Origin of the sequence: Micromonospora sp. NPDC047465 (assembly GCF_040643125.1) — a bacterium.
Lineage (GTDB): Bacteria > Actinomycetota > Actinomycetes > Mycobacteriales > Micromonosporaceae > Micromonospora.
In genome coordinates this window covers 83854-106512 of record NZ_JBEYTP010000007.1, presented here as the reverse complement: position 1 = coordinate 106512, position 22659 = coordinate 83854, and the positions used below count along the sequence as shown (strand labels likewise).

The window sequence follows — 22659 nt, the reverse complement described above, 5'->3', positions numbered from 1 at the left end:
AGCAGGAACGCAGCCCACTTGTCGTAGATACCCCCGCTGGGTATGTTGATTTCATAATAGAGAGGTAGGCAGGACATGGACCACGGCTACATCAAGGACAAAGGCGATTACCTGCGGCGGCTTCGTCGCATCGAGGGCCAGGTCCGCGGACTGCAGCGGATGGTCGACGAAGACGTCTACTGCACCGAGATCCTCACCCAGGTTTCGGCGGCGACGAAGGCGTTGGAGAGCGTCGCGCTTGGGCTGCTCGACGAGCACCTGGCCCACTGCGTTGTCGCGGCCGTCAAGGCCGGCGGCCCGGATTCTCAGGCCAGACTGCGGGAGGCATCCGACGCCATCGCCCGGCTTGTCCGCTCCTGATCACGCCTGTCGCCGGCAACCATCGGGTTGCCGGGAGATGTTGGTGTGCACCAGCGAAACCAGCTGAGGCCTCGCCACCGTCGACAGTGACGCCGTGATCCTGGTGGCGCCCGCCGCAGCGTGCACCGCGGTAAGTTTCGCGTCATGTCCGTCTGCCGGTCACCGTGGCGCGAAGAGGCTCACGGCAGCAGCGGCATTGGCCGGCACATCGCTCAGCGGCTCGTCGCCGACGGCGAAACCGTGGTGGACGTGCCGGCGAGACTGCCCGCGCGGGCCCGGGTGTTCGACACCGGCCAGGGCCGCAAGACCGACCCGCCGGGAGGACACGTGGGGCGACTCTTCAATCCTGCGCGGTCGACCCCGAACCCCAGGGCCAGCACTTCGGAACAGTCACTTCCCGGACCCGCCGAACCCCACCTTTGCCGGCCCCGCTCCTTCATTGACGACACAGAGGGGTACCAGGAGCGGACCTCGACTCGCGTGAGAACATGCGTCCATGAGCAGCGACCTCGCCATCGATGTGAGCGCCCTGGCGGTCAACGTCACGATCCCCGAGGGGCTCCGCTGGACCGACACTCGACGCGGAGAGGAGTTCACGCTGACCACACTCAACATCCGGCTCCTCCCCGACGGGAGCCTCGCGGCAAAGGCGTACGGCCGACCGACTGGCGGCGGCCGAGGCACATATGTCTCGTTCCCCGTGCCCGACAGGCCCGAGCTGCTGGCCCTGGTCGACCAGGCTGCCAACCGCGCCAGCGCGCTGTGGGCCGCTCACCGCGGTCTCAGCTGAGGGGCCGACTGCTGTGACGCGAGCGGCGCGTCGACTCACCAATCTCGTAGACGCCCGGAGACCTCAGTCCCCGGCAGAACCGGCAGCCTCGACGATCGAGACGGGAGTGCCAAGTTCGACGGTACGGGAGACGGTGCAGAGCCGGTCGTGCGACTGCTGCAACGACCGGGGCAGCGCCTCGCGCGCCCTGTCGCCGTCCGCGCCCGCTGGGAACGTCACGGTGAACGCGACCGTAAGGTTCTCCATCCGGTTTCCCCCGGTCTCGTCCCGGATCTTGTCGCCAGTGACTTCGACGCAGAACTGAGCTGGTTCGGCGCGGCGGCTGGTGATGCGGTCCACATCTATCGAGGCGCAGCCGCCGATGGCCGCCAGGAGCAGTTCCACCGGCGTGAAGCTGCCGTCCTCGCCCGTGCCCATCGACATCGATCCGCCGCGGACATTCCGCACGACGTACTTTCCCACGCTGGTGCGCTCGATCTCCACCGAGCGGAAGGTGTCCTCACCCATGGCAGGCACTCTATCCAGGCATCCTGGTCCCCGAGCCACCGGCCTGACCGGCGATCGGCCCGTCCCTGACCCAAGACCGAGTTCTACGACACCTTCAAGGACCTCGAACGGGACCTGTACGAGTCAGACTGGACGAGCCCGGAGGGCAACAAGATGCGAGCCACGGCCGCACACGGGCAGCCGGGGTTCGTAACCTCGCCGTCCCGGCCCCCCAGCTTCCGTCGCAACCGGCTCAGCGAGCGCCATCGGTGGTAGGTCTTACCGCTCTTGTCGCGCCCGATGACGTCCTGAACGTGCCTGTCCAGGTGCGGGGCGGCCCGGTCGGATCGTCTCGACCGGGCCGCCGTTCATACGTGTGTGTTAGTGCTGTGCGGGGGTGAGCTTGACCCGGCGTAGCAGTTGGGCGTTGAGTGCCACGACCACGTCGGGAGATTCCCGGCGGGTCGCAGCCACCGCCGCCCGTCCGTCGAAGACGCAGCTCACCTCATGGCCGGCTCGCTCGCGATAGCTCGCGACCACCTTGGCGAGGCTGCGCTCGTCGTCGACCACCAGTACCCGACCGCTCATGCGCTCCATCCTGCCTGGCCGTCGGCCCGGACGAACGCGCGGCGCTCGCCCGCCCGCCCCTTGCCGGATCGCCCATATGAAGATTCCCTGAAGAACGCGGGGTGCCGTGGCGACCGGGACATGGCGAGCGGGACGCTGCAGGCGGACCTTCGACAAGTCTGAACCGCTGCTCGTACGACAGGGTGAACGGGTACGACTGGAGTTCGCCAACCAGACGACGATGTTCCACCCGATGCACCTGCACGGGCACACCTTCGCCGTCATCGGCGGCGGTGTCCGCAAGGACACCGTCATCGTCACCCCGAACCAGACCGTCACCGTCGACTTCGACGCCGACAACCCCGGCCAGTGGATGACCCACTGCCACAACATCTACCACGCCGAAACCGGCATGATGATCAATCTGGCCTACGAAGCGTGACCGCTGCGCCCGTCGCCGTCAGGCATCTTCCGGAGGCGGCGGAGATAACCAACTGTTGTAGCGAATGCGTCGACGTCGAGGCGGTCCGCGATTTCACCCCAGGGTGGTTCACCGACCCCCGCTCCACGCCGATCAAGCAGTGCGCTGGTCCCCGGGTGGTCAGTCGTGCTCGGGGATGCCGGCCACCCGGTGCGACGCGGCGTGCATGACCTCGGTTACGAGTCGACGCACATGACCTCCCCGGGCGCTGTACAACGCGCGCCGGCCGTCGCGCCGCACCGTGACCAGTCCTGCCAGCCGTAGCTTGCCCAGGTGCTGCGACACCGCCGGCCGCGCCACTCCCAGCGCCGTCACCAGCGCGGTCACGTCGTGCTCCCCGTCGACGAGCAGCCACATCAACCGCAGCCGCGTGCCGTCCGCGAGCATCCGCAACATCTCCGTTGCTGCCTCGACCTGGCTGTCGGCAGGGAGGCGTTGTTGCAGGTCACTGGCACCTGCATCATTGTCGCGTGCGTACATGAGCACATATTATCGCCGCCGTCGGGGGTACCAACTCCCCTGCCGATAGGGACGTTGGGAGACGCGGTGAACGACCACGATCACGGCCAGGGCCACGACCGTCCGGGCGGTCACGAGCGCGGCCGGGGCCAGGGCCACGACCACCCGCACGATCACGGCCATCACCACGGGGGCCGGCTCGCCGCCTGGTGGCACCGGCTGACCCACGCGGTCGTCCCCCACTCGCACGACTCCCGCGCGAAGATCGACCCGGCGTTGGAGTCCTCCCGCGAGGGACTGCGCGCCCTGTGGATCTCGCTCGTCGGCCTTGGGGTCACCGCCGTCGCCCAAGCGGTCATCGTCGTGCTGTCCGGCTCGGTCGCTCTGCTCGGCGACACCCTGCACAACGTCGCCGACGCCCTCACCGCCGTACCCCTCGCGGTCGCCTTCCTACTCGGCAGGCGCGCCGCCACCCGCGCCTACACCTACGGCTACGGCCGGGCCGAAGACATCGCCGGCATCATCATCGTCGCGGTCATCGCCGCCTCCGCCGTCGCCGCCGCCTGGACCGCCATCACCCGGCTGCTGCACCCGGCCGAGGTGACCCACCTGCCGTGGGTGGCCGCCGCCGGCCTCGTCGGCTTCATCGGCAACGAGTTGGTCGCCCGCTACCGCATCCGCGTCGGCCGCCGGATCGGCTCCGCCGCCCTGGTCGCCGACGGCCTGCACGCCCGCACCGACGGCTACACCTCCCTCGCCGTACTCGCCGCCGCCGGCGGGGCCGCCCTCGGCTGGCGCTGGGCCGACCCGGTCGTCGGTCTCGCCATCGCTGTCGCCATCACCGTCGTCCTCAAGGACGCCGCCCGCGAGGTCTACCGACGGCTCATGGACGCCGTCGACCCTGAGCTGGTCGACCAGGCCGAAACCACACTGCGCGCCGTCGACGGCGTCCGTGACGTCGCCACCGTCCGGCTCCGCTGGATCGGCCACCGCCTCCACGCCGAAGCCGAACTCGTCGTGGACACCCACCTCAGCCTCGTCGCCGCCCACGAGATCGCCGCCGACGCCGAACACCAACTCACCCACGCCGTACCCCGACTCACCAGCGCCACCGTCCACACCGATCCCCACTGCCACCCCGGCGCCCACCACCACACCGACCTGTCGCATAAACGCCGGCAGATGATCCGCTGACGACCCGAGCGGGTGACGGTGACCGCACGACGTCTTGCTGGAGTGGCACTCGATCGATGACAACTCGACCGTCGACCTCGGTGACGACCGCGATCCGCCGTGACTGCGCGACGCGCAGCGCGACGAGGGTGGTCGTGGGTGCAGGTTGGCGGCGTCCGGCTCGAGTGGCTCCCCCCGTGACCGCTCGAGCCGGGCTCTTGCCCTGCCAGGTCCCGGCCAACGCCGTGGATCAGAGGCGGCGCTTCTATGGTGCGTCGACGACCTCGCGACCAAGGGGCCAGAACGCGGCCGGGACGAGCTTGAAGTTGGCGATGCCGAACGGGATGCCGATGATCGTGAGGCAGAGCGCGATGCCAGCGATGATGTGGGTCAGGGCCAGCCACCAGCCGGCGAGCACCACCCACAGGACGTTGGCCAGCCCGGAAGCGATCCCGGCGCCGGGCTTGGGCACGACGGTGCGGCCGAAGGGCCACAGGGAATAGACGGCCAGGCGCAGGGAGGCGACGCCGAACGGAATCGTGATGACCAGCACGAAGCAGATCAGCGCGGCGATACCGTAGCCGGCGGCGAGCACGAGGCCACCGCCGAAGACAAGCCACAGCACGTTGAGCACGAACCGGATCATGTCTTCCAGCATGACCACCACCCGCCACTGCGGGTGGCGCCTGGCGGCAGCGCCGTCGCCCGGCTGAGGAGCGCGCCAGCGGCGAGGCCGCTGGGCAGCGGATGACGTTCGCGGGCGTGGGCTAGACCGGAGCTGCGCTGCTTCACGCTCCTCGACACCTTGACATGCCACCAACCGGCCTGACTGAACGGCGTGGCTACTACGCCTGGCGCTGCGGTTGACTACCTTGAAGCGCTTTGGTCACATCGATGACTGGCATGTGCCTGTTTCTGATGTGACAGTGGCTTCCTGCGCTTTGTCCCCGGGGAGGCTGCGATGGATTCGGCGGTGCGCGGCACGATGGCGGGGGTGGTGCGCGACGTGGTCGCTATCCACGCGCCGGAGGAGCTGCCGGTGGTGGAGGGTCTGGCGGCGCTGGGCGGCCGGGCGGTCGCGCGCCGGTTGCGGGGTTCCGGAGCGCGTCGCGAGGCGCTGGGGTTCGGCCTGGCCGACGTCGCGGTGCTGGTTACCCCGGTGGTCTGGCTGGTGCTGAACGAGGTGGCGCAGCGTGCGGCCGGCGCGGCCGTCAACCGGGCAGAGCGGGGGTTCGGCGCGCTCTGGCGGCGAGTGTTCCAGCGGGGCACCGGCCAGGTCGTAATGCCTCCGTTGTCCAAGGAGCAGCTGGGTGAGGTTCGGCGGCGGCTGTTGGAGGTCGCCGCCGAGCGGGGCCTGACCGAGGCGAAGGCGGTCGCGGTGGCCGATGCCGTGGTGACCCGGCTGGCCCTCGACCAGAGCGCTGCGGAGGGGTAGGTCGTGCCTGGTGCCGGACGGCAGCTCGCCGCCACGACGCTGCGTTTCGTGTTGTTGTTGACGCTGCTGCTGGTCGCCAGCGTGTCGATGACTCAGTTCACGCTGGCGAATCTCGGGTTGCTCCGGCCGGCCGCCGTCACCTGCGCCGGCATGGTCCCGACAGATGACCGGCGGGCCACCTGGGACCCGACGGACTGCGTTGAGTTGCAGGCCGTCACACCGCCGTGGTGGGTGATCCCGGCAGCCTCCCTGCTGTTGCTCGGTGCCGCCGCGGTGTTGTTCGCGGTTCTGCCCCGATGGAAGGCCCGACGCGGGCGGGTGCTGCCGCTGGCCGCCGTCGACCGGGATGGGCAGGTCGGCCGGATGATCGCGGAACTGGTGGTGCAGACCGGGTTGCGGCGTGTGCCGACGGTGCTGGTCGACCCCACCGCGTTGTCGGCCGGCGCGGTGGTGTTCGGCCGGACCGGACGCCCCAGACTCTGTCTGCACGGTGGGCTACTGGCCCGGATGCGCACCGAGCCGCATGCCGTCCGCGCGGTGCTACTGCACGAGCTGGGGCACATCGACAACCGGGACGTGACGCTGACCTACGCGACGGTTGCGCTGTGGCGGTCCTTCGTCGTGGTGGCGCTCGTGCCGTTCGTGGCCACGCACCTGCACTTGATCGTCAGGTCTCCCTTCACCCCCGGTGCGGTGCCCACGCATCGCAACCTGCTGGCGGCGGCCCTGCTGGTGGCGCTGGTCTACCTGTCGCGTTCGGACCTGCTCCGGACCCGGGAGTTCCACGCCGATCTGGCGGCGGCGCGGTGGGGCGCGGATCTGCGCGGCTGGTCGGCCGCGTCGCCGGTGCGGGTCGGCCGGGGTCGGCGGCTGCTGGCCGGTTTCGGTGGGCTGTGGCGGATCCATCCCGACTGGGAGTCCCGCCGGCGGGTGCTGGCCGACCCCGGCATGTTGTCCCGCATCCCGGCGCTGGCGATGTTCCTCACCGGTGCCGCCCTGATCCTGGTCGACGCTCAACTGTTCTGGATTGACCCTTCGGCGGTCGCCTCGGCGGCCGGCTCGGCGGTCGCTCCGGCGGTCGCCTCGGTGGCCGCGGTGGCGCTGCTGGCCACCGGCGTGATCTCCAGTCTGGTCTGGCAGGCGGTGGTGCCGACTTGGCAGGCGGGTCGCGGTGGCCCCCGGGGCCTGCGGGCCGGGTTGTGGCTGGGGCTGGGCATGCTGGTGACCGAGTTCGTGTCCGGCCGGGTCGCGATCTGGGAGTGGCTGCCCCAGGAGCCCTTGCTGCTGGTCCTGCTGCTCCTCGCCGGCGTCGCGGTGACCTGGTGGATCACACAGTGCTGCTACCTGTGGGCGTCGGCATGGCCGGGACGCTCCCTCCGCCCGGTGCGGTGGATCGTGTTCATCACAGGCTTCGTCGCGATCGTGGGCTGGATGACGTGGTGGCGCGGCCCGGGTGTCGTTCTGGCGCACGGCATACCCTTACCGCGGAGCAACATCGCGCTGATCTTCGCGCCGGGTGGTCTCGAACCCGGGCAGTTGCTGCCGTACGAGGCGGTGCTGCCGGCCTACGTCACGATCGTCTGGTTGACGTCCATGCTGGTGCTGGAGGCCGTGCCGCTCAGCCAGATCGCGGTCGCGGTTTCGTGGGCCATTCCGCTCGCCGCCTGGGTGGTCCGGCCCCGCCCGGCGCCGAGCCCAGGTCTGGCTTCCGTGCCGGGGCCGGGTGCGGAGGTCGTCGTCACGCCGGCTCCGGCCATGCCGCCGCGGCCGGTGCCGCTGCCCCGATTCCGGCGGCTGGTGCTGCCCGCCCTCGCCGGTACTCTGCTGTGCTGGGCCGCGGTCGCGACGACGATGGCGGTCATGCACCTCGCCCTGCCGGTGATCGGGACCCGGGCCCAGATCTTCGTCAACGCCTACCAGGGCTGGGTCACGTTCGCCCTGCTGGGTGCGGCGGCGCTGAGCGCCTTCGTCGCCAGCACGCTCGCCGGCCGCTACCAACTCGTCGCGGCGGTGATCGCAGGCCAGCTGACCGTGCTCGGCGGTTCGGTGGGCGTGCTCGCGCTCGTCGCCATCGACGGCTGCGTGGGGCCGTTGACGCTGTTCCACACGTCCTGCGGCTGGCAGCCAGGGCAGGCGTGGACGGCGTGGCGTGGGCTGCTCGGCGGGATTCTGGTGTTGTCGCTGATCGCGGCCATCCCGGCTGCCGGGCTCGTCGCCGGCGCGCGGGCCGTCACCGCCCGGTGGCGGCGGGACCGCTCGGCGGCCGTCGACGTGCCGGGGCGGGCGCGGATGGTGGTGCGGGGTGCGTTCGTCACCGTGGTCATCTCGACGGCAATGACGCTGACGATCGCGCGCGGGGCGTCCCCACCGACCAGCGGGGGCACCGCTGCCCGACCCGGACCGAGCGGCAGCGCCCCGCCGACCGGCGGTGTCGCGCCCACGGCCGGGCCGACCGGTTCCCCGGATTCGCCGCGGTTGAAGGCCATCGAGGTGTCGGCCTGGATCAGCCGGGGTGGCGGCAGCCTGACGACCCGGTTCTTCGACGTGTACGGCAAGTTCGCCGTCGCCATCAGCGACCTGAAGACGCGGAAGCCGGGCGCGAACGGCAAAGTCGAGGTGGACGAGGCCCGGATCCGGCCGCTGTGCGCGAGCATCGAGACGATCGCCGCGGAGGCCGCTCGCTACGCAGCCGTCCCCGACGCGCAGGCGCAGACGAGCTGGCAGTCCTTCGTCGAGCACGCCACGCGGGCGGGCCGCGACTGCTCGCGCTCCTTCGAAACCGGGGACAGTCAGCCGTTCGTCACCTCGATCGCCGACCTGCAGCTCGCGTACACGCACCTGGCAGCGGTCGGCCAGCGGTTCACGGCCATCCGCAAGGCCGGCGGGGGCTGACGGGCGCTGTGCCCCCGGCCGACACTCGTTCGCGACAGCACCACCACCCGGGCCGGCCACGGGGAGCCGTCGAGGCCCGGGGCGGTGGATCTCGCCGCCCCCATGTCTCATGGCCAGGGAATAGCGCAGGAATCGAAAGATCCGCGTTGCTCGATCGCACTCTGGAGCATCCTCCTGCCCTCACCGCAGCCGCGCTCCGCGGAGCCGGCGTCTCAGCGCCGGTGACGGCGACCCGTGCGGGATTCGCATGGTCGGTTCCTCACTTGCGTACGTGATCCTGCAGAAGCGTTCTTGCGGTCTGGAAGGTGTCGGCGCGTGTGGCGCCGACGAGGCCGATGCAGCCGCGTTTGGCCCAGCCGGTGACGTAGAGCCCCGGCTCGCCGAGCACCGCCCCGGCGCGATGCGGAACAGTGCGGGTACCGGGGTCGAAGGGCACACCTGCCAGGGGTGACGCGGCGTAGCCGATGGCGCGGTAGACGGCTTGGACCCTGTGGTCCTCGTAGTCACCGGAACCGGTGATGTGCCCGTAGCCGTCAGGAAGGGCGCGTTCGGTGCGCAGCCCTTGCACCCGGTCGACGCCGAGAAGGGCTGCGGGGATCCGGTAGAAGTGCAGGTGGACGCGCCGTGACGCGGTCCGTGCGGCAGCGGGGATCCGCGACCAGGATCGCAGGATGTCGACGACCTTCCGGGTGGGCGCGAATTGCCGGGTCATGCGCTCCATGTGCAGATCGGGGACCAGGTCTGCAGGGTCAACGATGACATCGACGTCGTCCTGGTCACCGAGCTCGCCCAGCTCTGTAGGGCTGAAGCGGGTGTCGGCCGGGCCGCGGCGCGCGAACAGATGGATGTCGCGGACCGGGCTGGCGGCGAACTCGTTCAACACGTGCAACGGGAGGCCGGTGCCGGCGAGGGCGTACGCGGGCTTGCTCAGCATCCGGGTCACGTCGAGGGCGACGTTGCCGGCGCCGATCACGGCGACGGACTCCGCTCGCAGCGCCCACGCCGGTGCCGCGTCGGGGTGGCCGCCGTACCAGGCGACGAAGTCCGCCGCCCCGAAGGAGCCGGGCAGATCGAGGCCGGGCAGCTCGACGGGGACGTCCCGCCGGGCGCCGGTGGCGATGACGACCGCGTCGTAGCGGTTGCGCAGGTCGCGCACCGTGACGTCGGTGCCGATCTCGACACCGCAGAAGAGCTGGGCGCCGCTGCCGGCGAGCACGGCACGGAGCTCGCTGGTGAGCTGCTCGATCCGGGCGGGATGGTCCGGGGCGATGCCGTGCCGGACCAGGCCGTACGGGACGGGCAGCCGCTCGAAGATGTCGATCCGCGTCCCGGGTGCGAGCTCGCTCAAGGCACCGGCGGCGTGGACACCGGCCGGGCCGGCGCCGACGATCGCCACGGACAACTCGATCGTCACTCCGTCTCCTGCGGCGGCAGCGCGGCCACGAACGCATGGATCGACAGCATCCGACCGCCCTCGTAGTTGCAGTCGACGGGGCATTCGTCGACGCACGCCTTGTCCTTCAGATCCACCCAGGGCAACGCGATCACGTAAGTCACGGCGTGAACGCTAGAACCTCAACCGCACTTCACCTCAACCGCTTGAACTCAACCAGGGTTCAAGTTTTAGGGTCTCCGGGTGCCACCAGAGCAGCCTGCGGGCCCGGATGATCTGCTCACCGTCGGCGAGGTCACTGCTCGTACCGGGTTGCCCGCCTCCGCACTACGGTTCTACGAGGACAAAGGGCTGATCGCCGCCGAGCGCAGCCCCGGCAATCAGCGCCTCTACCGGCGCCACATGCTGCGCCGTATCTCTCTTGTCCTCGCCGCCAGGCGGCTCGGCGTCCCGCTCGCCGACGTCGCTGCACTCTTCGCCACGCTGCCGGCCGGCCAACCGCCAAGCCAGCACGACTGGCACCGCGTGTCGCGCATGTGGAAAGGCGAGCTGGAAGCCCGGCGGCGCTACATCGGGAACCTCGAGCGCCAGCTCACCGGCTGCATCGGGTGCGGCTGCCTCTCCATGCGGTCATGTGGGATGCGCAATCCCGGGGATCGGCTCCGCCATCAGGGCCAGGGACCGGTACGCCTCGACGAGAAGTGTGAGCAGGACATCCCCGGCTTGACCTGAAGTCGGGTTGAACGTCTAGCGTCGTTGTTGTGGATCAAGGAATCGGCGTCGGGGAGCTGATGAGGGGTGCCCCGGAGCATGGATGGAGCAGCTTGCCGGCCGGGGAACCGATCCTGCTGAGTGCTCCGGGTGCCCTACGCGGCGTACCGATGCACCGGGCCCGTCGGCGCCGCGACGCTCGTCGCGGCTGCTGCGCTCACGTGTTCCTCGGGCCGATGACGGTCCGCTGGTCCAGTCACGCCAGGGATTTCGTCACTACACCGTTGTTGCCGGAAGGAATCTGATGAAGCTGTCATCTCTGCTGCGCCCGCGGACCACCGCGAGCGCCCACTGCGACCTGCCCTGCGGGGTCTACGACCCGGCCCAGGCCCGCATCGAGGCCGAGTCGCTCCTCGCGATCAGCAAGAAGTACCAGGACAACACCGACCCGGAGTTCCGCGCCCGTTCGCTGATCATCAAGGAGCAGCGCGCCGAACTGGTCAAGCACCACCTCTGGGTGCTGTGGACCGACTACTTCAAGGCGTCACACTTCGAGAAGTACCCGCAGTTGCACGGCCAGTTCAACGAGGCCACCAAGCTGGCCGGTGCCAGCGGCACGAAGGGCTCCGCCGACCCGGCCGTCGCCGAGCAACTCCTCGCCAAGATCGAGGAGATCGCGAAGATCTTCTGGGAGACCAAGCAGAGCTGACACGTGGGTGATCGGGTGGCGCCCTGCCACCCGATCCCGCAACCCGTCCAGGAGGATGTATGCCGTCTCGCACCGATCTCGTCGAGAATGTGATGAGCCGTTTCCCACAGGTACCGCACGAGGCAGTCATCAAGGAGGACCTGCTACGCGGCGGGCTCGCCTTCGACGACTCGGCGCTGACGGACAACGAAAACGGCGACGTCAAACCGAAGTCGTACTTCATCTTCTCCTTCGACCACCGGACCCTGCCGGAGCTGGGCACGGCCGCGCTGCGCCGGCCGCCGGAGGAGATCGTGCTCACCGGCGGGCCGTACGGGCTGCGGCGGACGATCGTGTCGGTCCGCACCAATCCTGCCTCGCCGTACCGCGTCAGGACCGGCGACGACGGACGGACGCGACTGTTCCTGGACGGCAAGCCGATCGCCGACGTCGGGCTGCCGCCAATGCCGGCGTACTACCAGCAAACGCTGGCCAACGGGAAATCGGTGATGGAGGTAGCCCCGACGATCCAGTGGGGCTACCTCATCTACCTGACCGTCTTCCGGGTCTGCCAGTACTTCGGCGCGAAGGAGGAGTGCCAGTACTGCGACATCAACCACAACTGGCGGCAGCACAAGGCGGCCGGGCGCCCGTACACCGGGGTCAAACCCGTCGACGAGGTCCTCGAGGCCCTGGAGATCATCGACAGGTACGACACCGAGCGCGCGTCCCAGGCGTACACGCTTACCGGCGGCAGTATCACTTCCAAGGTCGACGGGCGCGCTGAGGCCGACTTCTACGGCCGGTACGCCCAGGCGATCGAGGAACGGTTCCCGGGGCGCTGGCTCGGCAAGGTGGTCGCGCAGGCCCTGCCCCGCACCGACGTGCAGCGGTTCAAGGACTATGGCATTCAGATCTACCACCCCAACTACGAGGTGTGGGACAAGCGCCTGTTCGGGCTCTACTGCCCCGGCAAGGAGCGCTACGTCGGCCGCGAGGAGTGGCACCGTCGCATCCTCGACTCGGCCGAAATCTTCGGGCCGCGCAACGTGATCCCGAACTTCGTGGCCGGCGTCGAGATGGCCGCCCCGCACGGCTTCACGACCGTGGACGAGGCCATCGCGTCCACCGCCGAGGGCCTCCAGTACTTCATGTCGCGCGGCATCACCCCGCGCTTCACCACCTGGTGCCCCGAGCCGACCACGCCGCTCGGCCGCACCAATCCCGAGGGGGCGCCGCTGGAGTACCACGTCCGGCTGTTGGAGGTCTACCGCGCGACCATGGAAGACAACGGCCTCTCCAGCCCGCCCGGATACGGGCCGGCCGGGCCCGGCCAAGCCGTGTTCTCCGTCAGCTCCTTCATGGACAACCTTCCGGCCGGGCGTTCGTGATGACAGACTCCCCGGTCGCTGTGAACGACCAGAAGCAACAGGTCGATCTCGTACAGCCGCGTCACGAAAGGTCTACCGGCCCGTACCGGGTCCGGGTGGCCCCGGTGGTCAGCGCCCAGTAGCGGTCGCCGAACGACCAGTGCCACCATTCGGTCGGGTAGTTGACCATGCCGGCGGACGAGAGCGCCCGGGCGAGGATGTCGCGGTTGGTGCGGGCCTGCGCGGAGATGTGGGGTGATCCGGTGAAGCAGGCGTTGGCGCTGTCCACCGGGCTGGCGTTGACGATCGTGCCCAGGTCCAGTTCGATCCCGTCGGCCGTGCAGAGGGTGAGGTCGACCGTCCCGCCGGTGCTGTGCGGAGCCACCTCGGGCGGCGAGATGTACTTGCTGGCCTCCACGTGCCGGCGCGCCGAGTCCCACTCCGGGTACCTGCGGCGCAGCTCGTCCTTGTAGCTCTCGAAGTAGGTCGTCTGCAGGCTGAGCGGCCGGTACCCCTCGATGATCAGCAGCCGCAGTCCTCGGGGCAGGGTCCGCTGGGCGGCGAGCAGGCGCTGGACCGTTGCCTCACGAAGGTGCGCGTAGGCCCCGGCCTCGTCGGCCAGGCGATCGTCAACCCGAAGGTCCGCAACCTGGCGCACGTCGACCAGGGCCTCCCCGTTGTCGCCCAGCGGGATGGCCGAGATTCGCCGATCAGACAGCAGGATCATGACCGGCACCGGCCGGCGGCGTCGATGATTGCGCTGGCCACGGCTGCGGCCGCGTGGGGGCGGCCGTGTCGACGGGCGGCGGTGGCCAGTTCCTGGCGTCGTTCCGGGTGGTCGAGCAGCACCATGATCTCCTCGTAGAGGCGGTTGGCGGAGGCGTCGGGGCCGGCGAGCATGCGGGAGGCACCGGCGTCGGCGAGGTGTCGTGCGGTCCGCCGCTGTTCGTCGCCGCCGGTGGGGATGAGCGGGATGAGGACGCATGCCTTGCCCAGGGCGGTGAGTTCGGCGACGGTGCCGGCGCCGCTGCGCGCGACGACGATGTCCGCGGCGCTCAGGACGTCCGGCAGCTCGCCGTGGACGTAGTCGACGACCCGGTACCTGCTGCGCAGGTGTTCCGGAAGGGTGGCCGCCACCTGCCGCATCCGGTCCAGGGAGTAGTCGCCGCACTGGTGCAGCACCTGACATTTCCGCAGGAGTCCGGGGAGGATGTCGGCGATCAGGTTGTTGACCTGGACGGCGCCCTGGGCGCCGCCGGTGACGTACACCAGCGGCAGGCGGGGGTCCAGGTGGTATGCGGCGAGCGCCCGGTTGCGGCTACCCGTGAGGATCTCGGGCCGGATCGGATTGCCGGTGACCACCGCGCGGGTTCTCGCCCCGGCAGGCAGATGGTCGATGGACGATTCGTGGCTCAGCAGGACTCGATCAGCGAGGCGGGCGAGGATCCGGTTCGCCAGCCCGAGCGTGAGGACCTGCTCGTGCATGACCAGCGGGCGCCGGGTCATCCAGGCGGCGATCCCGATCGGGACGGAGACGTATCCGCCGGTGGAGAAGACCACCTCGGGCCGGGTGCGCACCACGATCATGATGGCCTGGACGATGCCGAGTGGCACGCGGAAGGCGTCGGCGAGGTTGCGGCCCCACTCGTGCAGGTTCGGCGAGCGACGCAGTTTGCCGGTGGTGATCGCCAGGAAGGGAATGCCCTCCTGCCGGGCGATTCTGGCCTCCAGTCCGTGGGCGACGCCCACCCAGCGGACGTCCGGTTCGGTGCCGGCTGCCGCTAGCCGGTCACGGAGCGTACGGATCGTGGTCAGCGCCGGGTAGGTGTGCCCGCCCGTTCCCCCGCCGGTGACGATGACGCGGATGCTGCGGAGATGTTCCGCGATGTAGACGGCCATCAGCAGGGACTCGGGCATGGGAAGGCGGTGTCGCTTCGGTGCGGTGCGCCCTGGATGAGGATGTCGAGCAGTGCCGAGTAGCCGACGCCGGCCCGCTGCCAGATCTGCGGGTACTGGGAGGCGGCGGTGAATCCGGGGAAGGTGTTGACCTCGTTGATCACCGGCTCCCGGTCGTCTCCGGTCCACCCTGTGCCGTGGTCGGCGTGCGGATCCGGGAGGAAGAAGTCGACGCGGAGCAGCCCACGGCATCCGAGCGCGTGGAACGCCTGCACGGCCCGGGCCTGCAGTAGTCGGGTGGTGCCGGGGTCGAGCTGGGCCGGAATGTGGAAGACGGCACCGCCGTCGTACTTGGCGTCGTAGTCGAAGAAGGAGGCGTTCGCCACCCGTATCTCCAGCGGCGGCCCGGGCTCGACGCGACCGTCGGGGTGCTGAAGGACGCCGACGTCGATCTCGCGCCCACGCACGGCGCGTTCGACGAGAACCTTCGTGTCGCTCTGACGCGCGAGCCGCAGGGCGGCGGGCAGTTGCGCCCATTGTTCGACCTTGGAGACGCCCAGGCTGGAGCCGGCCCGGGCCGGCTTGACGAAGACAGGCAGTCCCAGCCGCTCCTGATCCCGCGACGACAGCTCCTCGTCGGGGCGCAGCGTCACCCCGGCGGCCACGCGCAGGCCGTCGGCGGCGAGAAGCTTCTTCGTGACCGACTTGTCCATCCCGGCGGCGCTGGCGAAAACACCGTTTCCGACGAACGCGACGCCGAGCCACTCCAGCATCGACTGGACGGTGCCGTCCTCACCGTACGGGCCGTGCAGCGCCGGGAACACCACGTCCTGGTCGCCGAGGGTCCGCAGCGCCTGCGCGAACGTGGCCCGGTCGCCGTTCACCCGCCACTGGCCGTCCCGCTCGATCAGCACCTCGGTCACGTCGTACGTGTCGCGGTCGAGATGGGCCAGGATGCTTTCCGCCGAGCGCCGGGAGACGTCGTGCTCCCCGCTGCGCCCACCGAACAGCACCGCCAAACGAACAGTCACGATTTTGCCGCTTCCCCGTGTAGGTGTGCGCGCGCCACTCGCGCGCCGATTCCGGTCAGGACTTCGTGCGGGATGGTGCCGGCCCACCGCGCCCACTCGGCGGCCGTCGGCTCGGCCGGGTCGGGCGAGCCGGGCTCGGCGCCGGGGCCGAAGACGACCACGGGATCGCCGAGCGCCACCGGTAGCTCGCCGACATCGACGACGCACTGATCCATGGCGATACGGCCGACGATCGGGCATCGTCGACCGGCGAGCCAGACCCACGCGCGGCCCTCGGCGGTGCGCGACAGACCATCGGCGTACCCGAGCGGCAGCAGAGCGAGCGTGGTCGGCCGATCGGTCACGTGGTCGGGCCCGTACGAGACGCCGGTCCCGGCGGGCACGCGTTTCAGGTTGATCACCCTTGACCGCAGGGTCATGGCGGGTCGCAGGCCGAACCGGCGGGGACCGGCCGCGCCAAAGGGGTCGATGCCGTACATGGCCAGGCCGATCCGACAGAGATCGAACCGGGTCTCCGGGGCGGCCAGTGCCGCCGCCGAATTCGCCAGGTGCACCACTTCCGGATCAAGCCCGGCAGCTCGGACGATCCGCAGTGCCTCCCGGAACGTTGACAGCTGCCGCGCGATGCTCGGGCAGCCAGGCACGTCGGCGTTGGTCAGGTGGGACCACACCCCGTGTACCCGAATGCTGCCCTCCGCCTCGTGCTTGCGAGCCCAGGCGACCAGCTCGGGCCATTCGTCGCCGCTGGCACCGTTGCGGGACAGACCGACGTCCGCCTTGAGCTGGACCGCGGCGGGCACACCGAGACCCGTGGCCGCGTCGGCGACCGCGCGCAGATGGGTCAGGGTCGACACCGCGATGTCGACGTCCGCGGCGATCAGGCGGGCGAAGTCCTCGTCCGGGCGGTGCAGCCAGCTCAGGACGGGCGCGTCGATGCCCGCCGATCGCAGTGCCACCGCCTCCGTCGCCGAGGTCACGCCCAGCCAGTCGGCGCCGGCCCCCAACGCGGCCCGCGCCACCGGCACCGCGCCGTGCCCGAACGCGTCGGCCTTCACCACGGCCATCAACCCGGTCCGTGCGATCGCTGCGATCGTCCGGATGTTCTGCGCGATCGCCGCGAGATCTATCACGGCCTCGGCCAGCTCGGCACTCCCACTGATCACACCGGTCCCCGCGCGCCGACCGCGCGTACCCGGCGTCACCCGGCAGCCCTGGGATCGACGGGCGGTTCGTCCAGCGGTTCGGCGGCCCCGTGCCCGCCGACAGCGGCGGCCCGACGCACCGCGAGCGTCTCCCGGATCCGCCGCCGGACCGCCCGCCGCTGTCGCTCCCCGCGGCGGCCCGGGTGTGCTGGTTCCAGGATCATGTCCGGCTCCTGACTGACATGACCGGCACGGTAGGCAGCCTGTGGTGAAGAACCCTTGAAGAAGCCGTGGGCCAGCTGTGCGGACATCCCGCTCGCCGCTCTCCGGAGCCGTCCGCATCAGTTCTTCACAGGTTTCGGTTTTACTTGACCCCCGCCACCACTAGCCGGAACGGGGAAACATGAGCGCACGGATCCTGGTCGCCGAGGACGACCCCAAGCAGGCCAACCTGGTACGGGTCTATCTCGAACGCGAGGGGCACAGCGTGCTGCTGGTCGGCGACGGGCGGGCCGCGCTGGACCAGTGTCGGTCCCGCCGGCCGGACCTGGTGGTCCTCGACGTGATGATGCCGGTCGTCGACGGCCTCGACGTGTGCCGGATCCTGCGCGCCGAATCGGAGATTCCGATCCTGCTGCTGACCGCCCGTACCACCGAGGACGACGTCCTGCTGGGCCTCGATCTCGGTGCCGACGACTACCTCACCAAGCCGTACAGCCCGCGGGAGCTGGCCGCCCGGGTACGGGCGCTGCTGCGCCGGGCCCGGGTGGTGAGCGCCGACAACCGGGCGGTGCTGCGCGTCGGCGAGATCGAGGTGGACGCCGGCCGGTTCGAGGTACGCGTCGGCGGCCGGCCGGTCGCCCTGACGGCCAAGGAGTTCGGCATCCTCGAGGTGCTCGCCGGCGAGCCCGGGCGGGTGTTCACCCGGGCGCAGATCATCGACCGTGCCTTCGGATTCGATCATTTCGTGCTCGAACGCACCGTCGACGCGCACGTGATGAACCTCCGCCGCAAGATCGAGGCCGACGTTGCCGAGCCGCGGTACGTGCAGACCGTCTACGGCCGCGGCTACCGGCTCGCCGAACCGGCGCCGGAACCGGCGGCGACGCCGACGCCCGAGGGGACGCCCGGAGCCGGCCGGTGAGTTTTCGGCTACGGGTGCTCTGGCTGGTCATCCTCGTCGCGGTGAGCGCGACCGCGGCGACCGCGTGGCTGACCCTGCGGCAGGCCTCGCAACAGATCAACGAGTCGGCCACCGTCGACCGGGCGCAGCTCGACCAGGTCGTCGCCCGACTCAAGGCGTACGGCAGCCGGCACGGCACCTGGGAGGGCGTGCCCGGCCTGGTGCAGGACCTGCGCGCCGAGACCGGTCAGCGGATCCACCTGGTCGCCGATACGGGCCAGGTGATCGTCGACACGGACACCCAGGAGAATCGCACCGCCCGGCCGCTCGGCACGATGGTCGGGTTCGTCGACCCGCGGCCGGTGCTGAATCTGGCCGCGTTGCCGACGGAGCCGGCGGGCCGGGAGAAAGGCGTGGTCGGGGCGATCGCCTCCTACCGCACGGGCGTGCTGTTCGCGGCCTGCCTGACCCGCGAATCCGTTCCTGTCGTCGCCTCGCCTACCAGCACGGGAGTTCCGCAGTTCGACGCAGAACCGAGCACGACCGACGTGCGCGGTCGCCAGGGCGTCGACGAGATCGTCCGCAGCTGTCGCGACATCGCGGCCCGGCCGAACCGGGACCGGGCGGCCGCCGCCGACCGGGTGCGGGGCTGTGGCTCCCTGATGGCGGTGGAGCCACTGGATTCCTGCCTGGCCCAGGTCTTCACCAACCAGATCAGTGACGTCGCGCCGGTACCCGCCCGGGTCTACCTCGGCGCTCGTGGCGATCCGGCGTCTGCGCTGGCGGCCGGCCCGCTGCTCGCCGCGGCAGCGGGCGTGGCGGCGGTCGCGATCGTCGGCACCGTGCTGCTGAGCCGGCGGGTGCTGCGCCCCATCGACACGCTCACCGCGGCCGCTCATCGGCTCGGCCGGGGCGACCTCACCGGACGGGTGCCGGTGCGGGGCAACGACGAACTGGCGGAGTTGGCCCGGTCGTTCAACCGGATGGCCGACTCCCTGCAGCGCGGGGAGGAGCGGCAACGCCGGTTGGTCGCCGACGTCGCACACGAACTGCGCACCCCGCTGGCCAACCTGCGCGGCTATCTCGAGGCGCTCTCCGACGGCGTGGTCACGCCGGACCAGGAGCTCTACGCCTCGCTGCTCGAAGAGGCGGTGCTGCAGCAGCGCATCGTCGACGACCTGCAGGACCTGGCCCTGGCTGAGGCCGGCAACCTGGCGTACCACCGGGTCACGGTGGATCTGGCCGAACTCCTGGAGACGTGCGGCACCGCCCACCACGCCCGGGCGGAGTCAGCCGGGGTGTCGTTGCGCGTGGCGGCCGAGCCGGTCGCGGTACACGCCGATCCCGACCGGCTCCGCCAGGTGGTGGGCAATCTCGTCACCAACGCACTACGGGCGACCGCTGCGGGCGGCAGTGTCCGGCTGGTCGCGAGCCGCACCGAAACGCAGGCGATCGTCCAGGTCGTCGACACCGGCTCGGGAATCGCAGCGGACGCGCTGCCGCATGTGTTCGACCGGTTCTGGCGGGCCGACGCCGCACGGGGCCGCCGTACCGGAGGCAGTGGCCTCGGCCTCGCCATCGCCCGGCAGATCGTCACCGACCACCAGGGCACCATCACGGTCGCGAGTGAGGTCGGTGTCGGGACGACATTCACCATCACGCTCCCCCGCGCCCACTAGCGAAGGGCGCAGGCGGGGGGTCAAGTCCAGCCTGTTCGGCGCCATCCCGCTGGTAGCGCCGTCGGCCCCACATGTTCAGCCGTCGGCGATGCCGGCCAGCTTGCCACGGGGTCGCTCGGCGTCGGGGAGGTCCAGTTCGTCGAAGATCGCCGCCGCGTCGCGCCACGCGGTGCGGGCCGCGGCCAGGTCACCGGCCGCCTGATGGGTGTCGCCGAGCTTGTCCAGCACATCGGCTTCGTCGTACCGGTCGCCGAGTTCCCGGTGCAGGCGCAGCGCGCGGTGGTAACAGTCGAGCGCCCGCAGGTGCTCGCCCCGCCCGTGCTGGGCGAAACCCAGGCTGTCCCAGATCATGGCAGCGCCGCGTCGGTCGTCGGTCTCCTCATTGAGCCGCAGGGCTTCCCGGAGGTGCGGCAGCGCCGCCTCGTGGTCACCCCGCTGAGCGTACGACCAGCCGAGATTGTTCAACGCCTTCGCCTGGCCGGGCAGATGCCCGGCACTGCGGTACAGGTCGAGTGCCTGCCGGGTCGGGTCGAGCGCGGCGTCGTGCCGGCCCTGGCGGGCCAGCACCCAACTGATGCCCAGGTGAGCGTGCGCCTGACCCGCGTCGTCGCCCAGCCGCCGGTACAACGCCAACGTGTCCCGGTAGTGCCGGTGGGCGTCGGAGTGCCGCTCCAACCAGGTGTAGGCGATGGCGAGGCCGTGATGTGCCTGGGCCTGCCCGAACAGGTCGGCCGCGCGCCGTGCCGCCGCCAGCGCCGTCTGCTGGACCGCGCTCAGGTCGTCCCAGTGCCCACGCCGGTCGAGATACGTGGTGAGTACCGTCGCCAGGGACCAGACGTGGGTGTCGAAGCCCTCGGCGGCGGCCTGCGCCACGGTGGCCAGCAGCACCTGGTGCTCTCCGGTGAACCAGTCGACCGCCCAGATGTGGTCCGACCCGGTCGACACGGTCACCCCGGCCCGCGCCGGCGGCAGGGTCACCGGGCAGGCCAGGCGGTAGGGATAGAACAGCTCGTCGGCGGCGTGGGTGGTGTGCAGATAGTGGTCGAACAGGCGGTGCCGGGCGGCCTCCCGGTCCGCCGTCGAGTCGACCTCGTCGCACAGTTGTGCGGCGTAGGCGCGCAGCAGGTCGTGCGTGGCGTACCGGCCCGGGGAACGCTCGGTGAGCAGGTTCGCCCGGGTCAGCCCTGCCAGCAGCGGACGGACCTGGGACAACGACACCCCCGCCAGGCTCGCCGCCGCAGGCTGCCCGACATCGGGCCCGGGGTGCAGGCCCAGCCGCCGGAACAGCCGCGCGGACCCGGCGTCCAACGCCTGATACGACCAGGAGAAAACCAGCCGTACGTCGGTGGCCGGATCACCGGCGTCGAACGCCGACAGGTCACCCACGCGGGTCGCGGCGAGTTCGGCGGCGAGCGTGCCCAGCGGAAGGTCGGGGGCGGTGGCGGCCCGGGCCGCCACGATCGCCAACGCCAGTGGCAGTCGGGCGCACCGCCCGACGATCGCCTCGACCGCCACCGGCTCCGCCTGACAGCGGTCCCGGCCGAGCCGGCGCTCCAGCAGCGCCCGCGCCTCGTCCGGGGCGAGCAGGTCCAGCGACACCGGGTGGGCGCCGTCGGTGACGGTCAGCCCCGTCAACTGGTTACGGCTGGTCACCACCACCAGGCAGCCCGACGTACCGGGTAGCAGGGGTCGTACCTGGTCGGCGTCCCGGGCGTTGTCCAGCAGCACCAGCATCCGTCTGCCGGCTACCGTCGTCCGGAACAGGGCCGCCTGCTGGGTGGGGTCGCTGGGCATGCGCTGCGGGGACACGTGCAGCGCCTCCAGGAAACCCCGGAGCGCCTCGCCGGACGACACGGCTCGTCCGGCGAGATCGAAACCACGCAGGTTGACGTACAACTGCCCGTCCGGGAAGCGGTGCGCGACCCGGTGCGCCCAGTGCACGGCCGTCGTGGTCTTCCCGACCCCGGCGGTACCGCTGATGGTGCAGATGACCACCGTCCGGTTCGTACCGGCGTCGGTCGGGGTGTCGGCGTCTTCCGGCAGCAGGGCGTCCAGTTCCCGCAGGGCCCCCGCCCGGCCGGTGAACCCGGCCAGGTCCGCCGGGAGTTGAGCCGGGGCGGGTGTGGACCCGACGGGCGGGCCGGCCGAGCGGACCCCGGGCTCAGCCGGCTTCCCAGCCGGCACGCCGCCTCCGCGCGCCGGCTCCGGCCCGGTCACCTCCTGGCGCAGCACCCGCAGGTACGTCTCCGCCAGTTCGGCGGCCGGTTCCACGCCCAGGTCCTCCACCAGCCGACGCCGCGTGTCGGCGTACACCCGCAGTGCATCCGCCTGGCACCCGGATCCGGCGAGCGCGACGAGGTAGTGCGCGACCAGCCGCTCCCGCAACGGATGGGCGTCGACGAGCGGACGCAGGGTGCGTGCGACGGTCTCGTGCCCGCCGAGCGCCAACTCCACCGCGGCCAGCTGCTCCTGGGCGAGCAGCCGCTGCTCGTCCAGGCCCGCGGCGGCGGCCTCGACGAACGCTCCCGCCGCCCCGGCCAACGCCGGCCCGCGCCACAGGGCCAGGCCGGCGCGCAGCAGCCGGGCTGCCTCCGCCAGCTGTCCGGCCGCCTCCGCAGCCCGGGCCTGTCGCAGCAGGACGGTGAACTCGGCCAGATCCAGTGCGCCGTCGTCGACGAGCAACCGGTAGCCGCCGCTGTGTGTGACGAGCGCCCCGGAGAGGTCGGCGGCACGCAACGCGGCCCGGATCCGGGACACGCACACCTGGACCTGGGTCCGCGCGCTCACCGGCGGGTCGGCGGCCCACAGCGCCTCGATCAGCTGCCCTGGCGAGACCAGCCGGCCGGCGTTGAGCATCAGCAACGCCAGGAGCGCGCGGTGCTGCGGCCGGTCGATGGGCAGGGCCCGCCCCGCGACGGAGACCTCCACCGGGCCGAGGACGCACCACCTCATTGTCATCCCTGCTCCTGTGACCGGACGGTCA

19 protein-coding genes and 3 pseudogenes are annotated in these 22659 nt (G+C 70.8%); 11 read left to right on the top strand and 11 right to left on the bottom strand.

Annotated features, from left to right (window positions below; genetic code table 11):
- Positions 1-75 precede the first annotated feature (75 nt).
- Entirely contained in the window at positions 76-360 is a 285-nt protein-coding gene (locus ABZ793_RS09600; protein ID WP_357454495.1) for a metal-sensitive transcriptional regulator, read from the top strand.
- A 496-nt stretch (positions 361-856) separates the two neighbouring features.
- Entirely contained in the window at positions 857-1150 is a 294-nt protein-coding gene (locus tag ABZ793_RS09595; RefSeq protein ID WP_357454492.1) for a hypothetical protein, read from the top strand.
- 63 nt (positions 1151-1213) lie between these two features.
- Here ABZ793_RS09595 and ABZ793_RS09590 read toward each other — a convergent pair whose 3' ends face one another.
- Together ABZ793_RS09590 and ABZ793_RS09585 are read right to left on the bottom strand one after the other, a co-directional pair.
- Positions 1214-1657 (bottom strand): OsmC family protein, encoded by a 444-nt coding sequence (locus ABZ793_RS09590; RefSeq protein WP_357454489.1) that lies wholly within the window; start codon positions 1655-1657, stop codon positions 1214-1216.
- A 414-nt stretch (positions 1658-2071) separates the two neighbouring features.
- Positions 2072-2224 (bottom strand): annotated as a pseudogene (locus tag ABZ793_RS09585) (DNA-binding response regulator); the annotation flags it as partial.
- Positions 2225-2366: 142 nt separating this feature from the next.
- Between ABZ793_RS09585 and ABZ793_RS09580 the strand changes: the two are divergent.
- A pseudogene (locus ABZ793_RS09580) lies at positions 2367-2645 on the top strand (multicopper oxidase domain-containing protein); the annotation flags it as partial.
- A gap of 159 nt (positions 2646-2804) precedes the next feature.
- Here the strand turns inward: ABZ793_RS09580 and ABZ793_RS09575 are convergent.
- A complete protein-coding gene (locus ABZ793_RS09575; protein ID WP_357454486.1) occupies positions 2805-3164 on the bottom strand; it encodes a metalloregulator ArsR/SmtB family transcription factor in 360 nt (119 codons plus the stop codon).
- A 66-nt stretch (positions 3165-3230) separates the two neighbouring features.
- On the opposite strand from ABZ793_RS09575, the gene ABZ793_RS09570 reads away from it, so the two are divergent.
- Complete coding sequence (locus ABZ793_RS09570; RefSeq protein WP_357454483.1) at positions 3231-4337, top strand: cation diffusion facilitator family transporter; 1107 nt, start codon at positions 3231-3233, stop codon at positions 4335-4337.
- Between the two features lie 244 nt (positions 4338-4581).
- Here the strand turns inward: ABZ793_RS09570 and ABZ793_RS09565 are convergent, their stop codons facing one another.
- Positions 4582-4962: a YccF domain-containing protein gene (locus ABZ793_RS09565; protein ID WP_357454764.1), complete on the bottom strand. Its 381-nt coding sequence runs from the start codon at positions 4960-4962 to the stop codon at positions 4582-4584.
- Positions 4963-5277: 315 nt separating this feature from the next.
- On the opposite strand from ABZ793_RS09565, the gene ABZ793_RS09560 reads away from it, so the two are divergent.
- Together ABZ793_RS09560 and ABZ793_RS09555 are read left to right on the top strand one after the other, a co-directional pair.
- Positions 5278-5751 (top strand): hypothetical protein, encoded by a 474-nt coding sequence (locus ABZ793_RS09560; protein WP_357454480.1) that lies wholly within the window; start codon positions 5278-5280, stop codon positions 5749-5751.
- A 3-nt stretch (positions 5752-5754) separates the two neighbouring features.
- Entirely contained in the window at positions 5755-8643 is a 2889-nt protein-coding gene (locus ABZ793_RS09555; protein ID WP_357454477.1) for a M48 family metalloprotease, read from the top strand.
- A 259-nt stretch (positions 8644-8902) separates the two neighbouring features.
- Here the strand turns inward: ABZ793_RS09555 and ABZ793_RS09550 are convergent, their stop codons facing one another.
- Both ABZ793_RS09550 and ABZ793_RS09545 read right to left on the bottom strand, forming a co-directional pair.
- On the bottom strand, positions 8903-10057 hold the full coding sequence (locus tag ABZ793_RS09550; RefSeq protein WP_357454474.1) for an FAD-dependent oxidoreductase: 1155 nt from the start codon (positions 10055-10057) through the stop codon (positions 8903-8905).
- Positions 10058-10092: 35 nt separating this feature from the next.
- Positions 10093-10200, bottom strand: a pseudogene (locus tag ABZ793_RS09545) (ferredoxin); the annotation flags it as partial.
- 79 nt (positions 10201-10279) lie between these two features.
- Here ABZ793_RS09545 and soxR point away from each other — a divergent pair.
- The 3 genes from soxR to ABZ793_RS09530 all read left to right on the top strand — a co-directional run bounded on the left by soxR (position 10280) and on the right by ABZ793_RS09530 (position 12826).
- Complete coding sequence (gene soxR / locus ABZ793_RS09540) at positions 10280-10768, top strand: redox-sensitive transcriptional activator SoxR (RefSeq protein ID WP_357454471.1); 489 nt, start codon at positions 10280-10282, stop codon at positions 10766-10768.
- A gap of 283 nt (positions 10769-11051) precedes the next feature.
- Positions 11052-11456 (top strand): superoxide dismutase, Ni, encoded by a 405-nt coding sequence (gene sodN / locus ABZ793_RS09535; RefSeq protein WP_357454468.1) that lies wholly within the window; start codon positions 11052-11054, stop codon positions 11454-11456.
- Positions 11457-11515: 59 nt separating this feature from the next.
- On the top strand, positions 11516-12826 hold the full coding sequence (locus tag ABZ793_RS09530) for a radical SAM protein (protein ID WP_357454465.1): 1311 nt from the start codon (positions 11516-11518) through the stop codon (positions 12824-12826).
- Between the two features lie 61 nt (positions 12827-12887).
- Here the strand turns inward: ABZ793_RS09530 and ABZ793_RS09525 are convergent, their stop codons facing one another.
- The 4 genes from ABZ793_RS09525 to alr are packed head-to-tail and all read right to left on the bottom strand — an operon-like array spanning position 12888 to position 16862.
- Positions 12888-13532 carry a M15 family metallopeptidase gene (locus ABZ793_RS09525; protein ID WP_357454462.1) on the bottom strand — a complete coding sequence of 215 codons (645 nt, stop codon included), beginning with the start codon at positions 13530-13532 and terminating at the stop codon, positions 12888-12890.
- Positions 13529-14704, bottom strand: a complete 1176-nt coding sequence (locus ABZ793_RS09520; protein ID WP_357454761.1) for a UDP-N-acetylglucosamine--N-acetylmuramyl-(pentapeptide) pyrophosphoryl-undecaprenol N-acetylglucosamine transferase — start codon at positions 14702-14704, stop codon at positions 13529-13531. The genes ABZ793_RS09525 and ABZ793_RS09520 overlap by 4 nt, the downstream gene beginning before the upstream one ends.
- Complete coding sequence (locus tag ABZ793_RS09515; RefSeq protein ID WP_357454459.1) at positions 14704-15732, bottom strand: D-alanine--D-alanine ligase family protein; 1029 nt, start codon at positions 15730-15732, stop codon at positions 14704-14706. Before ABZ793_RS09515 ends, ABZ793_RS09520 begins: the two co-directional genes overlap by 1 nt.
- A complete protein-coding gene (gene alr / locus ABZ793_RS09510; protein WP_357454758.1) occupies positions 15729-16862 on the bottom strand; it encodes an alanine racemase in 1134 nt (377 codons plus the stop codon). The genes ABZ793_RS09515 and alr overlap by 4 nt, the downstream gene beginning before the upstream one ends.
- A 415-nt stretch (positions 16863-17277) precedes the next feature.
- Here alr and ABZ793_RS09505 point away from each other — a divergent pair, with 415 nt between their 5' ends.
- Entirely contained in the window at positions 17278-18018 is a 741-nt protein-coding gene (locus ABZ793_RS09505; protein WP_357454456.1) for a response regulator transcription factor, read from the top strand.
- Positions 18015-19676 (top strand): ATP-binding protein, encoded by a 1662-nt coding sequence (locus ABZ793_RS09500; RefSeq protein ID WP_357454453.1) that lies wholly within the window; start codon positions 18015-18017, stop codon positions 19674-19676. The genes ABZ793_RS09505 and ABZ793_RS09500 overlap by 4 nt, the downstream gene beginning before the upstream one ends.
- Positions 19677-19751: 75 nt before the next feature.
- Here the strand turns inward: ABZ793_RS09500 and ABZ793_RS09495 are convergent, their stop codons facing one another.
- Positions 19752-22634, bottom strand: a complete 2883-nt coding sequence (locus tag ABZ793_RS09495; protein ID WP_357454450.1) for a BTAD domain-containing putative transcriptional regulator — start codon at positions 22632-22634, stop codon at positions 19752-19754.
- Between the last annotated feature and the right edge of the window lie 25 nt (positions 22635-22659).

Bases quoted from the DNA above. Each gene is read 5' to 3' on its own strand.
- ABZ793_RS09590 (WP_357454489.1), bottom strand. From the start codon at position 1,657: ATGGGTGAGGACACCTTCCGCTCGGTGGAGATCGAGCGCACCAGCGTG.
- sodN (WP_357454468.1), top strand. From the start codon at position 11,052: ATGAAGCTGTCATCTCTGCTGCGCCCGCGGACCACCGCGAGCGCCCAC.
- ABZ793_RS09575 (WP_357454486.1), bottom strand. From the start codon at position 3,164: ATGTACGCACGCGACAATGATGCAGGTGCCAGTGACCTGCAACAACGC.
- ABZ793_RS09520 (WP_357454761.1), bottom strand. From the start codon at position 14,704: ATGGCCGTCTACATCGCGGAACATCTCCGCAGCATCCGCGTCATCGTC.
- ABZ793_RS09530 (WP_357454465.1), top strand. From the start codon at position 11,516: ATGCCGTCTCGCACCGATCTCGTCGAGAATGTGATGAGCCGTTTCCCA.
- ABZ793_RS09495 (WP_357454450.1), bottom strand. From the start codon at position 22,634: ATGACAATGAGGTGGTGCGTCCTCGGCCCGGTGGAGGTCTCCGTCGCG.
- ABZ793_RS09525 (WP_357454462.1), bottom strand. From the start codon at position 13,532: ATGATCCTGCTGTCTGATCGGCGAATCTCGGCCATCCCGCTGGGCGAC.
- ABZ793_RS09600 (WP_357454495.1), top strand. From the start codon at position 76: ATGGACCACGGCTACATCAAGGACAAAGGCGATTACCTGCGGCGGCTT.
- ABZ793_RS09560 (WP_357454480.1), top strand. From the start codon at position 5,278: ATGGATTCGGCGGTGCGCGGCACGATGGCGGGGGTGGTGCGCGACGTG.
- ABZ793_RS09595 (WP_357454492.1), top strand. From the start codon at position 857: ATGAGCAGCGACCTCGCCATCGATGTGAGCGCCCTGGCGGTCAACGTC.
- ABZ793_RS09565 (WP_357454764.1), bottom strand. From the start codon at position 4,962: ATGATCCGGTTCGTGCTCAACGTGCTGTGGCTTGTCTTCGGCGGTGGC.
- ABZ793_RS09505 (WP_357454456.1), top strand. From the start codon at position 17,278: ATGAGCGCACGGATCCTGGTCGCCGAGGACGACCCCAAGCAGGCCAAC.